We start from the raw sequence: 14,153 nt of genomic DNA, 5'->3' as shown, positions 1-14,153 counted from the left end.
AAGGGGCCCCGGCGCTGTGCGTCAGTGCTTGTAGTGCTTGATGCTCGAGTCCTTGGCGGCCTCGTCGGCGTACTTCTGGATCTTCTTGATCGTCTCGGCCGGGGTCGCGCGGCCGGCCATCATCTCGCCGAGGCCGGCGACGCCGATCTTCTCCTTCTGGAGGGCGACGTACCAGTCCTGGAGGCGCGGGTTGACGACGTTCTGGCCGGCCTTCTCCAGGGCGGCGACACCGGACTTGAGGCCCGGGGTCAGCTCGATGCCGTCGGTGCCGCCGTTGAAGGCCGTCAGGGACTTCACGGACTGCGTGAAGTTCTTGGACGAGGCCTCGCTGAGCATGATGCGCAGCTGCTCCAGGCCGCCCTCCGGGTTCTTCGCCTTCGCCGGGACGATGAAGGGCTCGCCGCCGGAGGCCCAGATGGTGCCGAAGGGCAGCTTGTCGGAGGAGTCGATGCCGGTCGGGGCCGAGACGGCCAGGTTGAAGTCGGCCGGCATGGTCTTCGCGGCCTCGTTCTCGACCCAGGAGCCGTTCGGGATGAACAGCGCCTTGCCCTCGGTCCAGGCGGTCTGCGACTGGATGTGGTCGAGGCCGGGGGTGCCCTGGAGGATGTACCCCTTCTTCACCAGCTCGTAGTAGGCCTCGAAACAGGCCTTGACCGCGGGGTGCTCCCAGGCTTTCGGCTCCAGGTTGTCGATGGCGTCGAGGACCTCGCGGCCGCCGACCTTGCCGATCATCGGGTAGAGCGAGAAGGGGACGTAGTACGGGTACTTGCCGGCGTACGTCCAGCCCGCGATGCCCTTCTTCTTGGCCTTCTCGCAGACGGCCAGCATCTCGTCCCAGGTCTCGGGGTACTTGGCATCGAGGGAGTCGAGCAGCTTCTGCGAGTACCAGACGCCGTAGACCGTGTACGCGTAGTACATGATCCACACCGGGTCGCCCTCGAACTGGCCCATCTCGATGATGCCGGGCCGCAGGGTTTCGCGGACCTTCTTGGCGGGGTCGTCGATGGACGGCGCGTCCAGGAGCGGGGTGAGGTCCATCAGCTGCTTCTGGCCGACGAGGACACCCATGTCCATCTGCTCGGCGCCGGAGTTGTCGATGAGGTCCGGCGGGGTGCCGCCGTTGAAGCGCGGCTGCAGCGTGGTGGTGATCTTCTGGGTCGGGGTGAACTTGACCTTCGCCTTGGGGTAATTGGTCTCGTAGACCTTGATCGCGTCCTTGGCGTACTGCTGGCCGAATCCGCCGTCGAAGAGGACGAACTCCATCGGGGCCGAGTCGTTCACCCCGAGCGGGTTCTTGTCGGACTTCGTGCCCTTTTCGACCTTCTCGTTGCCGCCGTCACCGCTGCTCGCGCAGGCCGACAGGAAGCTCATCGTCGGTACGGAGATCAGACCGATAGCGGCGGAACGCTTGATCAGATCGCGACGGCCGAGGCCCTCACCGTTGTGTGCGGAGGTGGATCCCATGCTCAAGTCCTCGCCTTCATTCAGGACTCAGGCGGTGTACCGGTCGCCCGTTTCTCACTCGCCACAGGCGAAGGGCCCCGCCACCGCGGTCATTTGCAGCCGGGTCGTGCACGCGTCGGGCCGTCGTCGGATTGCTCCGACTGGCTGGACGCCGACAGGTATAGTCCACTTCCCTTCACGGGAGCAAGATCGAAACCAGGTTTGCACGACCATCTTTCCCGAGTTGAGACCTCCGGGATAAGCACGCTGGATCTGCGGCGTTTCGTCCAACCATTCGCCACGCAACACCCTTGACAGAACATCAGCCTCACCCCTTCTCGCGGGCGGGCGACGGAGGCGCGCGAAGGCCCACAGGAGGGAAAGGGCAAAGCGGACAAATGATCGAGATCGAAACAGTTGTGTCACAAACCAGTTGCCCGGTGAAGATCTCGTGAGAAGGATCCTGGATCATAGAGATCCCGCCGCCCCTGCCCCCGGCACGCGTGCGCGGTGGGACCTGCCCTATTCCACACGGATCTGGAGTACTACGTGGCCAACTCTTCTGGCCTGAACCGCACGGGCGTCCTGTCCCGTGTCACGGTCGCGGCGATAACGGCCGCCCTCGTCGGCACCACGACCGCCGCGGTCGCCGCTGACGCTCCGCAGGGCGCCACCGCCGCCCGCTCGACCCTCAGCGCCCCGTCCGCCTCCGCGGCGAGCGCCTTCGCGGCCTCCTCGGCCGTGGAGCACCGCACCCTGCAGGGTGTCGACGGCCAGTACCTGTACTGGTACAAGCCGAACGGCTCCGGCGGCTACGAGGGCCGCCAGTACGACAACAGCACCTGGGGCAGCGTCAAGTACGCCCAGCAGGCGGACAACGACGGAGACGGCTACGCCGACGACGCCTGGGTCTGGTACACCAACGGTGTCCTCGGCTACGTCGCCAGCGAGTCGCCCTCCAGCACGTTCGTGAACGTCGGCAGCGGCTGGAACGCATACAACAAGGTGCTCTCGCCGGGCTCGCTCGGTGGCGCCGCCGCCGCGGACATCATCGCCCGCGACGCCTCCGGCAACCTGTGGCTGTACCTCGGCTACGGGAACGGCAAGCTCGCGACGCGCGTCAAGGTCGGCACCGGCTGGAACGCCTACGGTCAGATCGCCGGCGTCGGCGATCTGAGCGGCGACGGCAAGGCCGACATCGTCGCCCGCGACGGCAGTGGCATCCTGTGGCTCTACAAGGGCACGGGCGACTACAAGAAGCCCTTCGCCGGCCGCGTCAAGATCGGCACCAACTGGGGCTCTTACAACCTCCTCCTGGGTGTCGGCGACCTCGACTGGGACGGCAACAGCGACCTGCTCGCGCGGGACACCGCCGGCAGGCTGTACCGCTACAGCGGCACCGGCAACGCGGCCTCGCCGTTCAAGCAGCGCGCCCTCATCGGCACCAGCGGCTGGAACACCTACCGCATCATGTTCTGATCGCCCACGGGCAGCACAAGGGCCCCGCTCCTCTTCCGAGGAGCGGGGCCCTTGCCGTTCAGCAGGTGTGTCAGCCGCGGATCAGGTTGCGGAGCACGTACTGCATGATGCCGCCGTTGCGGTAGTAGTCCGCCTCACCGGGGGTGTCGATGCGGACGACCGCGTCGAACTCGACACCGGTGTCGGTGGTGACCTTGACCGTGCTCGGCGTGGTGCCCTCGTTCAGCTCCGTGACGCCGGTGATGGAGAAGGTCTCCTCGCCGGTCAGGCCGAGCGAGTCGGCCGACTGGCCGGCCGGGAACTGGAGCGGGAGGACGCCCATGCCGATGAGGTTCGAGCGGTGGATGCGCTCGTACGACTCGGTGATGACGGCCTTGACGCCGAGGAGCGCGGTGCCCTTGGCGGCCCAGTCGCGGGACGAACCGGAGCCGTACTCCTTGCCGCCCAGGATGACCAGCGGGGTGCCGGCGGCCTGGTAGTTCTGCGAGGCGTCGTAGATGAACGACACGGGCGCGCCCTCGACGGTGAAGTCGCGGGTGTAGCCGCCCTCGGTGCCCGGCGCGATCTGGTTGCGCAGGCGGATGTTGGCGAAGGTGCCGCGGATCATGACCTCGTGGTTGCCTCGGCGCGAGCCGTAGGAGTTGAAGTCACGACGCTCCACACCGTGCTCGGTGAGGTACTTGCCGGCCGGGGTGTCGGCCTTGATGGCGCCGGCCGGGGAGATGTGGTCGGTGGTGACCGAGTCGCCCAGCTTGGCCAGGACGCGGGCGCCGGTGATGTCGGTGACCGGGGTGGTCTCCATCGTCATGCCCTCGAAGTACGGGGGCTTCCGGACGTAGGTGGACTCGGCGTCCCACTCGAAGGTGCTGCCGGTCGGGATCGACAGCGCCTGCCACTGGGCGTCACCCGCGAAGACGTCCTGGTAGGACTTGCTGAACATGTCCTCGCCGATGGCACCGGCGACGACGTCGTTGACCTCGGCCTCCGACGGCCAGATGTCGGCCAGGTAGACGGGCTTGCCGTCCTGGTCGACGCCGAGGGCGTCCTTGGTGATGTCCACCTTCATGGAACCCGCGAGGGCGTACGCGACGACCAGCGGCGGGGAGGCCAGGTAGTTCATCTTGACGTCGGGGTTGATGCGACCCTCGAAGTTGCGGTTGCCCGAGAGCACCGAGGTCACGGCCAGGTCGTGCTCGTTGACGGCCTTGGAGACCTCCTCCGGCAGCGGGCCGGAGTTGCCGATGCAGGTGGTGCAGCCGTAGCCGACGAGGTTGAAGCCGACCTTGTCGAGGTACGGGGTGAGGCCCGCCTTGTCGAAGTAGTCGGTGACGACCTTCGAGCCCGGGGCGAGGGTGGTCTTGACCCACGGCTTGCGGGTCAGGCCCTTCTCGACGGCCTTCTTCGCGACGAGCGCGGCGGCGACCATCACGTACGGGTTCGACGTGTTGGTGCAGGAGGTGATCGCGGCGACGGTGACGGCGCCGTGGTCGAGGGTGTAGGTGGAGCCGTCGGGGGCGGTCACCTCGACCGGGTTCGACGGGACGCCGTTGCTGACGGCCGGGGCGTCGGAGGCCGGGAAGGACTCCTCGCCCGCCTCGTCGGCGGTGGCGACGTAGTTGCGGACGTCCTGGGCGAACTGCGCGGCGGCGTTCGCGAGGACGATGCGGTCCTGCGGGCGCTTCGGGCCGGCGATGGACGGGACGACCGTGGAGAGGTCGAGCTCCAGCTTCTCGGAGAAGTCGGGCTCGGCGGCCGGGTCGAGCCAGAGGCCCTGCTCCTTGGCGTACGCCTCGACGAGCGCGACCTGCTCCTCGGAGCGGCCGGTGAGCTTGAGGTAGTTCAGGGTCTCGCCGTCGATCGGGAAGACCGCGGCGGTGGAGCCGAACTCCGGCGACATGTTGCCGATGGTGGCGCGGTTCGCGAGGGAGGTGGCGGCGACGCCCTCACCGTAGAACTCGACGAACTTGCCGACGACACCGTGCTTGCGCAGCATCTCGGTGATGGTCAGCACCAGGTCGGTGGCGGTGGTGCCGGTGGGCAGCTCGCCGGTCAGCTTGAAGCCGACGACGCGCGGGATGAGCATGGAGACCGGCTGGCCGAGCATGGCGGCCTCGGCCTCGATGCCGCCGACGCCCCAGCCGAGCACACCGAGGCCGTTGACCATGGTGGTGTGCGAGTCGGTGCCGACGAGGGTGTCGGGGTACGCCTGGCCGTTGCGGACCATGACCGTGCGGGCCAGGTGCTCGATGTTCACCTGGTGGACGATGCCGGTGCCCGGCGGGACGACCTTGAAGTCGTCGAAGGCGGTCTGGCCCCAGCGCAGGAACTGGTAGCGCTCCTTGTTGCGGCCGTACTCCAGCTCGACGTTCTGCGCGAAGGCGTCGTTGGTGCCGAACTTGTCGGCGATGACGGAGTGGTCGATGACCATCTCGGCCGGGGACAGCGGGTTGATCTTCGCCGGGTCGCCGCCGAGCGCGGCGACGGCCTCACGCATGGTGGCGAGGTCGACGACGCAGGGCACGCCGGTGAAGTCCTGCATGATCACGCGCGCCGGCGTGAACTGGATCTCCTGGCTCGGCTGGGCCTGCGAGTCCCAGCTGCCGAGGGCCCGGATGTGGTCGGCGGTGATGTTCGCGCCGTCCTCGGTGCGGAGCAGGTTCTCCAGAAGGACCTTCAGGCTGTAAGGGAGGCGCGCGGAGCCCTCGACCTTGTCCAGCTTGAAGATCTCGTACGACTTGTCGCCCACGCGCAGCGTGCTGCGGGCGTCGAAGCTGTTCGCCGACACGACAGTCTCCTTCATATATGTGCGCGTTTCACCACATCCTGCCGCCACGTACACGTCGTCGATCCGCTAAGGTAAGGCTAAGTTAGGTATCCCTTACCAGGGTGGCGGCAGCGGTGCGCCTCGGCAGATATCTCGATGTCGAGATAACTCTAGTACATCACCGCCGCTCGGTCATGCCTGGCATGCCCCGAAGCCTGTGGACGTTCGCCGCCGCCAGGACGGCGCGCACACGGTCCACGTCGGCGGGGTCCGCGGCGCCGCGCTTGGGCAGGACGAAGTAGATGCGCATGCGCCTGGGCATGAAGACGAACAGCTCGTCGGTCTCGATGCACCGGGGGAACGCCCGCCAGTCGATGGTGCTGGTCAGACCGCCACCGGTGGTGGTCATCCCGTCGTCGCCGACGACGGTCGTACAGGTTCCGTAATCCGCCATTCCGGAGTACTGCTCGCGCGCGACGCGCGCCAGGATCCGAGGGAGGATCACACCCAGGGCGACCAGTGCACAGGCACCCACCACGGCCGATGTGGCGGGCGAGAAGCCCTTGCGCCACGCATAGAAACACGCGATCAGGAGACCTACGGCCACCGGGACGAGCACGCCCGCGAGTCCGGACGGCGTCCCGAACGAATAGCGCCGCACGGCCGACCGGTAGTCGGCCTCGGTCGGCGTGTAGACGAAGGCGACGGCGCCGTCCTGCGCGGCCGCGTCCTGCATGTGATCCCCACCCGTGTACATGGCGGCAGATCCTAGCCAGGGCCGACCGCACCCCGTACGGACGCCTCCCGATTGCCGTGCTCGGCAGGTCGGACGACGATCGGGGCATGTTCAGCGGCGCGCATGTGATCCTCTACTCCCGGGACGCGGAGGCCGACCGGGCCTTCCTCAGGGACGTCGTCGGCTTCGAGCACGTGGACGCCGGGGGCGGCTGGCTCATCTTCAGGCTGCCGCCCGCCGAGATCGCGGTGCACCCGACGGAGGGCGAACCGAAGCACGAGGTGTACCTCATGTGCGACGACCTCGCGCAGACCCTGACAAGCCTGGACAAGAAGGGCGCCGACATCTCACGGGCCATCACCGAGGAGCGCTGGGGCCTCCTTGCGGCCGTCCGGCTGCCGAGCGGCACCGAACTCGCCCTGTACGAACCGCGCCACCCGACCGCGCTCGGCCTCGGTTCACCCTGACGGCCCACCCCGATGACACGTCACATCTCATATCTGAGATAACGTGACGCTCATGGCAGACGACTACCTCGTACGCATCGGCAAGCTCATCCGTGACGCCCGGCAGCACCGCGGCTGGACGCAGACGCAGCTCGCCGAAGCACTGGCCACGAGCCAGAGCGCCGTCAACCGGATCGAGCGCGGCAACCAGAACATCAGCCTTGAGATGATCGCCCGTATCGGCGAAGCCCTCGACAGCGAGATCGTCTCACTCGGCTACGCCGGCCCCATGCACCTCCGGGTCGTCGGCCGCCGTCGCCTCTCCGGCGCCATCGACGTCAAGACGAGCAAGAACGCCTGTGTCGCGCTGCTCTGCGCCTCGCTCCTCAACAAGGGCCGCACCGTCCTGCGCCGCGTCGCCCGCATCGAGGAGGTCTTCCGGCTCCTGGAGGTCCTGGGCTCCATCGGCGTCCGCACCCGCTGGATCAACGACGGCATGGACCTGGAGATCGTGCCGCCGGCCGAGCTGGACATGGAGTCCATCGACGCCGAGGCCGCGATCCGCACCCGCTCGATCATCATGTTCCTCGGCCCGCTGCTGCACCGCATGGACCGCTTCAAACTGCCGTACGCCGGCGGCTGCGACCTCGGTACGCGCACGATCGAGCCGCACATGATCGCGCTGCGCCGCTTCGGCCTTGAGGTCACGGCCACCGAAGGCATCTACCACGCCCAGGTCGAGCGCTCCGTCTCCCCCGACCGCCCGATCGTCCTGACCGAGCGCGGGGACACGGTCACCGAGAACGCGCTCCTCGCCGCCGCCCGGCACGACGGCGTGACCGTCATCCGCAACGCCTCCTCCAACTACATGGTCCAGGACCTGTGCTTCTTCCTGGAGGCCCTCGGCGTCCGGGTCGACGGCATCGGCACCACCACCCTGACCGTGCACGGCGTGCCGCAGATCGACGTGGACGTCGACTACTCCCCCTCCGAGGACCCGGTCGAGGCGATGAGCCTGGTCGCGGCAGCGGTGGTCACGGAGTCCGAGCTGACGATCCGCCGGGTCCCGATCGAGTTCATGGAGATCGAGCTCGCGGTCCTGGAGGAGATGGGCCTCGACCACGACCGCTCGGCGGAGTACGCCGCGGACAACGGCCGCACCCGCCTGGTCGACCTGACGGTCCGCCCCTCCAAGCTGGAGGCGCCGATCGACAAGATCCACCCGATGCCGTTCCCGGGCCTGAACATCGACAACGTCCCCTTCTTCGCGGCAATCGCGGCGACGGCCCAGGGCAAGACCCTCATCCACGACTGGGTCTACGACAACCGCGCCATCTACCTCACCGACCTCAACCGCCTCGGCGGCCGCCTCCAGCTCCTCGACCCCCACCGGGTCCTGGTGGAGGGCCCGACCCGCTGGCGCGCCGCCGAGATGATGTGCCCGCCGGCCCTGCGCCCTGCCGTGGTCGTCCTCCTCGCGATGATGGCGGCGGAGGGCACCTCGGTCCTCCGCAACGTCTACGTCATCAACCGCGGCTACGAGGACCTGGCGGAGCGCCTGAACTCGATCGGCGCGCAGATCGAGATCTTCCGGGACATCTGAGGACGTCACACGAGGTGAGCCGCCGGTCGACGGACTGACGGGTCGCCACATCGACCGAGGCCCCGCCACCCCGACACGGGGTGACGGGGCCTCCTTCGTCGGTTCCGGGGTCGGTCGCGCACGGGTTCAGGACGATCCCATGAAGTCCCACCGTGTAGCTGTGACACGGTTTGCCACCCACCTAGGCTGCGTGTGTCCGCCCACCGTCTCCCAGGAGTCACGCGTGTCCACGCCCCCGCACCAGCCCGGCCGCTCCAGCGATCCCGTGGTCAAGAAACACGTGAAGTTCATGGCGGTGCACTACGTCGAGGTCCACCGGCCGCGCGCACTGGCCCAGTTGCAGGCGTACGCGGCCATCGAGCCGTTCGCGCGGAGGGCCGCTGTCGTGGGCGGCGGCCACCTCCCGGACGGCGTGACGCTGCACGATCACCAGCGGCGGATCCCCGTACCGCCCAACGCGTTCCCCGACGCCCTGCCCCAGTGCTCGGAGCGCCTCGGGTCGCTGGCTCCGCACCTGGCGGCCGCGGAGACGTTCGAGCGGCTTCACTCCATGATCCGGCGGGCCACGAGCGGCGAGTTCGACATCCGCGGCATCGGCGACCTCTCGGTGTACGACTTCGCCCAACGCCTCGGCCATCCGCGGCTGCTGCCACAGGAGGTCTACCTCCACACCGGCGCGGCGGTGGGCGCGCGGCATCTGGCGACGGTCATGGGGCGGGACCCGTGGGAGGGCACGATCCCCATGAAGGAGCTGCCGAAGGTCTGGCAGAAGCGCCTGGACGCGGCGGACGTCGAGGACGTGCTGTGCCACTTCAAGGACGCCTTGCGGCAGCTCGCCGAGCACCACGTCCCCGTCTACGGCAAGAGCTGCGGCTGCCCGGGCGGGCCGGCGGCCAACGGTTACGACGTGCCCTGAGCCTTTCGCGCAGTGCTGTTTAGAATGCGCCTCTCGGATCCATTCGGAAGAGAGCGTCGTGAAGAAAGCGCGTATATGCCTCGTGGCCGCCTGCATGCTCATGGTCGCCGCATGCGGGGGAGAAAGTCCCACTGTCGACACTTCCCGGCTGACCGACCGCCAGAAGGAATGGGTCGAATTCTCCTACGCGCACGAGAAGAACCAGGACATCAAGGAGAAATGGGAGCGACTGCCGGCCGACGGCGTCAAGTCCTACCTCGATGAGCAGCTCCCCCTGCTGTGCGGCGACACCGCGGCGCTGATGGACAGCCTGCAGAAGGCGGGGCATTCGGCGGAGGAGATGCGGGACTACAAGCGGAAGACGTCCGAGCTCATCTGCTGACGCACGGCGAAGGTCCCCGCCGGTGACGGCGGGGACCTTCGTGTTCCGGGGCGCGGGGGCTATGCCGCCGCGCCGCCGAGGATCCTCAGCGAGTACGTGCCGTAGGCCCGGTGCAGGACCATCACCACGGGGCCCGAGGTGAGGACTCCGCTGACGACGTACTCCTTCTTGTTGCCGGTCTGGGCGACCTTCTTCTCGTACAGGGAATCGGTCTCCTTCCTCGCCTGTACGAGCCAGGAGGCGGCCTTGGCGTGGTCGACTCCCGTGACGTCGAGCCGGGTGCAGGCCGTGAGGAAGGCGAAGTCCCCGGAGCGGTTCGCGTCCGTACGGCACAGGAGTGACGACATGTTCTCGTGATCGGCGTATCCGGCCGATATCGATATGCCGTTTCCGCCGGTTCCGTTGACGTACGTCTTCTTCTTCCCGTCGGGCATCTCCTGCTCGACGGGCTCACCCAGTTTCAGCTTCCAGTCGGCCGAGAGCCCGGTGAGGAATTCCCTGCCGGTGTATCCGGCGGCCATCGTGCCCGCGGCCCCGAAGGCGGGCCGCTCCTCGCCGGCCACCGCGTGCCGCGGCAGGTCGGCGGCGCGCGGAACCGCCCGCGTCGTGGGGGACGGAGCGGGCCGCGTGGCCGTCGCCGCAGCCGTGGTCCTCGGACGCTCGGGCGCCGCCGTCGTGGCGGTGCCGTCCGCGCCGCAGGCGGCGGCTCCCGCCGTGCCGACGACGAGCGTCGTCAGCACGACGGGAACGCGGAAGGCGGCGCGGATCACAGGCCACCGTCGACGAGACCGCACGGACCGGGCTCGGCGTAGTTGTACGGGACGAACGCGATGGCGTCGAACACCACGTTCTTGTCGCCGGTGCCGTCCTTCTGGATGTTGTCCATCTCGATCCGTCCCCCCTTCCAGAAGCTGAAGGTGCCCATCTCGAACCAGGTGTCCTTGCCCGCGGCGCGGGTGCCCTGGTTCACGTTGCAGTAGTCGGGCTTGGCGCCCGCCGTGTTGTCGCCGGGGATGAAGTCGTACCGGACGGTCGCCTCCGCGCCGTGGCTGGGCAGGTGGAGGTAGATCTTGTACCGCTGTCCGGGCTGGTCGCCGGACGGCAGCTTCCTCTGGTTGACCTGCCACCGGCCGGTGACCTTGTGGAACGGCTCGGTGTACGGGTAGCTGTGCGTGAAGTAGACGTGGTGGTCGTACCCCGCGCCGAGCTGGTGCAGGTCGAGCCCGGCGATGTACGGGGTGGCGCGCCAGGTGCCGTCCTCCCGCGACATGGTGACGTTGTCGCCGAGCTGGAGGGTGAACTTGCCGTCGTCGGCGCCCTCGAAGTCCCCGCAGTCGTACGTGTCCTCGTGCTCTCCGAGGTCGTCGACGATGATGGCGTTGGTGTAGACGCTCGGGTGGTTGATGCACGGGCCGTGGCCGTACTTGCTCTGGAGCGCCGGTTCTCCCGATCCGAGCGAGTAGCTGAGGTGCTCGGTGGTGGAGTTCGAGCTGCTCTGCCCGCCCATCCAGTCCGCGCTGCCGCTCCAGCGGCACTGCTCGTTCCAGCTCGGGCACGGGTCGGCCGCGGCCGGGTCGCACGCGTTGTTGGACGGGGAGCAGAACAGGGTCCGCGGCGGGATCTTGATGACGCCCATCGGCATGTTCGGCTCGGCGTACGACTCCGTGGCGTTCCAGGTCAGCTGGGGCGTCTCCGCCCAGCCGAGGATCTTCTCCGAGTAGTTCCACTCGCCGGGACGCGAGGCGTCGTTGTAGCTGTAGCGGAGGAACGGCTGCCGGTCGGCCGGGTAGCTCGGGTTGATCGGGTTGTTGAAGAAGCCGAGGCCGACGGTGCCGGAGGTGTAGACGCCGGAGTTGTAGCCCCAGAGCGCCATGTACCAGTTCTCGATGTAGGCCGGGTTGCCCGAGTTGGCCTGCATGCCGAGGGCCTTGAGCTGGTTCCACTTCTCGGCCAGGATGCCGAGACCGGCGGCGATGTTCGCGGCGTAGTCCGTGGTGACCGCTCCGGCGCGCAGCGGGTCGAGCTGCGTGTCGTGCTTCTCCGACATGCCGGTCGTCACCTGCGCGATGCCGTAGCCGCAGTCGGCCTTCTCACGGTCGGGGTAGCCGTGGATGCCGTTCAGGTTGCCGAACCAGTCGGACCGGGTCACGTTGCCCGAGTCGCCGTTCATGGAGTGCCAGGAGGCCTGCTTGAAGTTGGACTCCTGGGCGAGGATGCCGAGCATGACCTGCGCGGGGATCTCGCCGCCGCCGGTCAGCGCCGGCTTGGGGAACAGGCCCTGCGGGGTGTAGGCGGCGAGGCCGGTGTCGTGCCAGTTCTGCGGCCGCGACACGTACAGCTGGCCGTGGACGGCCTGGTCGACCGCCCACTCGACCTGGTTCGCGCTGGCCTGGAGCGCCTGGCGCTTGGGGTCGTTGCGCCGGACGATGCAGGGCGTCTCCATCGTGCCGACCTTGCCCCAGACGGGCACGCCGGAGCCGGAGAGGCACTTCGTCTCGACGTCGCCCTCACCGCAGTTGCGCGGATCGTCGTCGTCGTCCATGGGCAGGGCGAACGCGGCCGGGCCCATCGGCAGCGAGGAGTCCTGCTTCGGCCGCTTGCGGTCGGCGTCCACGAGCTTCGTGGCCTTGGCGCCGGTCCTGAGCGCGGTGGCCTGGACGGTCAGCGACCCGGCGCCCTCGGCGGAGGCCGCGCCGATCCGCGTGGTGACGCCCTTCATCTGCTCGGAGAACACCGAGTGGGTCACCAGGTGCCCGTGCCGGGAGATGCCCGCCACGCGGCCGGTCACCGCGTGCTTGGCGAGCCCCGGGGCCTTGCGGGTGTCGATCCCCTTCACGTCGCCGACCACCGCGGCGCCGTCGGCGACGGGAAGCAGCTTGACGTTGCCCTTCGGGGCGCGGCCCAGCTCGGTGAAGCCCTTGCCGTCGAAGTGGGAGATGACGCTCTTCTCGCCGTCGACCGTGCCGACGTCCACGCCGTCCTTCGAGGCGGTCAGCGCGAACATCGGGCCGGGCACGGCGGCGAGCTTGGCCGCGGTCAGCTTCCTGCCGTTGCCCTTCAGGTCCACGAGGTTGCCGTCGAGCACGCCGACGGACCCCTTCTGCGTGGGCGTGACGTGCGTCAGGTAGCCGTCGACCGTGCGGCGGGAGGAGACCGATCCGGTGGCCGCGTCGACGGAGATCACCGTCGTCGTGCCGACGTTCGTGTCGGTGGCCGAGCTGGAGGTGAAGGCCACCTCGTCGCCCGTTCCGCACCCCGGCGTGAAGTAGGCCAGCTTGACCCGGTCGGGAAGCTCGGTGACCTTGCCGTCGGAGAGCCGGACGACCGCGGCGAAGGCGCCGCGCTCGTAGGCCCCGGGCTGGTTGGACCAGACCGAGGGGGCGTAGACGGCTGCCGCGTAGTTGCCCGAACCGGTGGTGCAGACGTAGCCCGTCCACGGACCGATGTCGGACAGTTCCTTGCGGTTGAGGCGGGCGATCTCGTAGAAGGAGAACCCGTCGTTCTCCTTGGCCGCGAGGATGTGCAGTCCCTCGGCGTCGCCGGTGGCCTGCACGATCGCGTCCGACGAGGCCGCGTAGTCCGCTCCCAGGTCCTTGCCGGGGGTGGCGAAGAGGCGGGGCGTCGTGGTGTCCGCCGCGGCGGGGGCGACCGGGGTGTCCGTGGAGGCCAGGGGAACGAGGGCCGCGGACGCGGCCAGCACGCTCATGACGACCAGCGGGTTGGTGGCGAAGTATCGTCCAAGGCGTCGCTTGCGCATGGTCATCCCTACATCCAGTCCGTGCAGCTGCCGTGGAGCGGCGGGAGGCTCACGTCGACCGGCTTGTCCCCGCTGGCCGTGGGGTCCTGGATGACGTACTTCATCGGCTCGGGGTCGTACTGGGCGTTGACGTCGTTCCAGCACGCCTTCGCGGTCGTCTTCTTCCAGTTCCGCATCACCGTGTAGGCGCCCGCCACACCGGTTCCGAGCTTGCCCGCCGTGTCGTACGTCTGGACGCCGCCGTCGGGGTCACCGGTCGACCACAGCGTCAGGTACACGTAGTCCGGCGAGGTGTCGAGGTCGCGCGACACCTTCGCCCAGACCGCCTGGCACTGGGGGGACCACATCAGCCGCACCGCGACCGACTGGTCCGGCTCGGTCACCTGCTGAAGGATCTCCGCGTCGGCGTCACACCCCATCTGGATGGGGTCCTTGTCCGTACAGGAGGCCCGCCAGCACCCGGCCGCGGAAGCCGGAGTCGCCTGCATTCCCTGAAAGAATCCCGCCAGCAGCGTCAGAGCGACCGCTGCCGGCCCCCATCTACGTATGCTGCGCACTCACATCACCTTCACAATTCTTCGCGACGCTCTTTCGAAGGCGCCGCGAATGGCTTGATCAACACGGTGA

The 14,153-nt window shown here is 68.4% G+C and carries 11 protein-coding genes; 5 read left to right on the top strand and 6 right to left on the bottom strand.

Going from position 1 to position 14,153, the window contains the following annotated elements; all coding sequences use genetic code 11:
- Positions 1 to 21 precede the first annotated feature (21 nt).
- Entirely contained in the window at positions 22 to 1,464 is a 1,443-nt protein-coding gene (gene ngcE / locus ABTY59_RS11675; RefSeq protein ID WP_352018725.1) for an N-acetylglucosamine/diacetylchitobiose ABC transporter substrate-binding protein, read from the bottom strand.
- A gap of 528 nt (positions 1,465 to 1,992) precedes the next feature.
- Between ngcE and ABTY59_RS11670 the strand changes: the two genes are divergently transcribed.
- Entirely contained in the window at positions 1,993 to 2,922 is a 930-nt protein-coding gene (locus tag ABTY59_RS11670; RefSeq protein ID WP_352018724.1) for an FG-GAP repeat domain-containing protein, read from the top strand.
- A 70-nt stretch (positions 2,923 to 2,992) separates the two neighbouring features.
- Here ABTY59_RS11670 and acnA read toward each other — a convergent pair whose 3' ends face one another.
- Entirely contained in the window at positions 2,993 to 5,722 is a 2,730-nt protein-coding gene (acnA, locus tag ABTY59_RS11665; protein WP_403537655.1) for an aconitate hydratase AcnA, read from the bottom strand.
- A 142-nt stretch (positions 5,723 to 5,864) separates the two neighbouring features.
- Positions 5,865 to 6,422: a YcxB family protein gene (locus ABTY59_RS11660; protein ID WP_352018722.1), complete on the bottom strand. Its 558-nt coding sequence runs from the start codon at positions 6,420 to 6,422 to the stop codon at positions 5,865 to 5,867.
- A 107-nt stretch (positions 6,423 to 6,529) separates the two neighbouring features.
- Between ABTY59_RS11660 and ABTY59_RS11655 the strand changes: the two genes are divergently transcribed.
- The 4 genes from ABTY59_RS11655 to ABTY59_RS11640 all read left to right on the top strand — a co-directional run bounded on the left by ABTY59_RS11655 (position 6,530) and on the right by ABTY59_RS11640 (position 9,769).
- The gene (locus tag ABTY59_RS11655; protein ID WP_352018721.1) at positions 6,530 to 6,889 is read left to right on the top strand and encodes a VOC family protein; all 360 of its coding nucleotides are present in this window, start codon (positions 6,530 to 6,532) and stop codon (positions 6,887 to 6,889) included.
- A gap of 52 nt (positions 6,890 to 6,941) precedes the next feature.
- Positions 6,942 to 8,471 (top strand): helix-turn-helix domain-containing protein, encoded by a 1,530-nt coding sequence (locus ABTY59_RS11650; RefSeq protein WP_352018720.1) that lies wholly within the window; start codon positions 6,942 to 6,944, stop codon positions 8,469 to 8,471.
- A gap of 223 nt (positions 8,472 to 8,694) precedes the next feature.
- Positions 8,695 to 9,387: a hypothetical protein gene (locus ABTY59_RS11645; protein WP_352018719.1), complete on the top strand. Its 693-nt coding sequence runs from the start codon at positions 8,695 to 8,697 to the stop codon at positions 9,385 to 9,387.
- 58 nt (positions 9,388 to 9,445) lie between these two features.
- Positions 9,446 to 9,769: a hypothetical protein gene (locus ABTY59_RS11640; protein ID WP_352018718.1), complete on the top strand. Its 324-nt coding sequence runs from the start codon at positions 9,446 to 9,448 to the stop codon at positions 9,767 to 9,769.
- Between the two features lie 59 nt (positions 9,770 to 9,828).
- Here the strand turns inward: ABTY59_RS11640 and ABTY59_RS11635 are convergent, their stop codons facing one another.
- From ABTY59_RS11635 to ABTY59_RS11625, 3 genes are read right to left on the bottom strand one after another with little or no spacing between them, the layout of a single operon-like run.
- Positions 9,829 to 10,509: a hypothetical protein gene (locus ABTY59_RS11635; RefSeq protein WP_352018717.1), complete on the bottom strand. Its 681-nt coding sequence runs from the start codon at positions 10,507 to 10,509 to the stop codon at positions 9,829 to 9,831.
- 26 nt (positions 10,510 to 10,535) lie between these two features.
- Positions 10,536 to 13,526 (bottom strand): carbohydrate-binding protein, encoded by a 2,991-nt coding sequence (locus tag ABTY59_RS11630; protein WP_352018716.1) that lies wholly within the window; start codon positions 13,524 to 13,526, stop codon positions 10,536 to 10,538.
- 8 nt (positions 13,527 to 13,534) lie between these two features.
- Positions 13,535 to 14,014: a DUF2690 domain-containing protein gene (locus ABTY59_RS11625; RefSeq protein ID WP_352018715.1), complete on the bottom strand. Its 480-nt coding sequence runs from the start codon at positions 14,012 to 14,014 to the stop codon at positions 13,535 to 13,537.
- Positions 14,015 to 14,153 lie beyond the last annotated feature (139 nt).

The sequence above is a fragment of the Streptomyces sp. NPDC096079 genome (assembly GCF_040303145.1).
Classification (GTDB): domain Bacteria; phylum Actinomycetota; class Actinomycetes; order Streptomycetales; family Streptomycetaceae; genus Streptomyces.
Note: the sequence above shows the minus strand (reverse complement) of the source record. Positions and strands in the feature narration are given on the sequence as shown.

Coding starts and splice junctions, on each gene's coding strand:
- ngcE (WP_352018725.1), bottom strand. CDS start 1,464: ATGGGATCCACCTCCGCACACAACGGTGAGGGCCTCGGCCGTCGCGAT.
- acnA (WP_403537655.1), bottom strand. CDS start 5,722: ATGAAGGAGACTGTCGTGTCGGCGAACAGCTTCGACGCCCGCAGCACG.
- ABTY59_RS11660 (WP_352018722.1), bottom strand. CDS start 6,422: ATGCAGGACGCGGCCGCGCAGGACGGCGCCGTCGCCTTCGTCTACACG.
- ABTY59_RS11655 (WP_352018721.1), top strand. CDS start 6,530: ATGTTCAGCGGCGCGCATGTGATCCTCTACTCCCGGGACGCGGAGGCC.
- ABTY59_RS11650 (WP_352018720.1), top strand. CDS start 6,942: ATGGCAGACGACTACCTCGTACGCATCGGCAAGCTCATCCGTGACGCC.
- ABTY59_RS11630 (WP_352018716.1), bottom strand. CDS start 13,526: ATGCGCAAGCGACGCCTTGGACGATACTTCGCCACCAACCCGCTGGTC.
- ABTY59_RS11625 (WP_352018715.1), bottom strand. CDS start 14,014: ATGCAGGCGACTCCGGCTTCCGCGGCCGGGTGCTGGCGGGCCTCCTGT.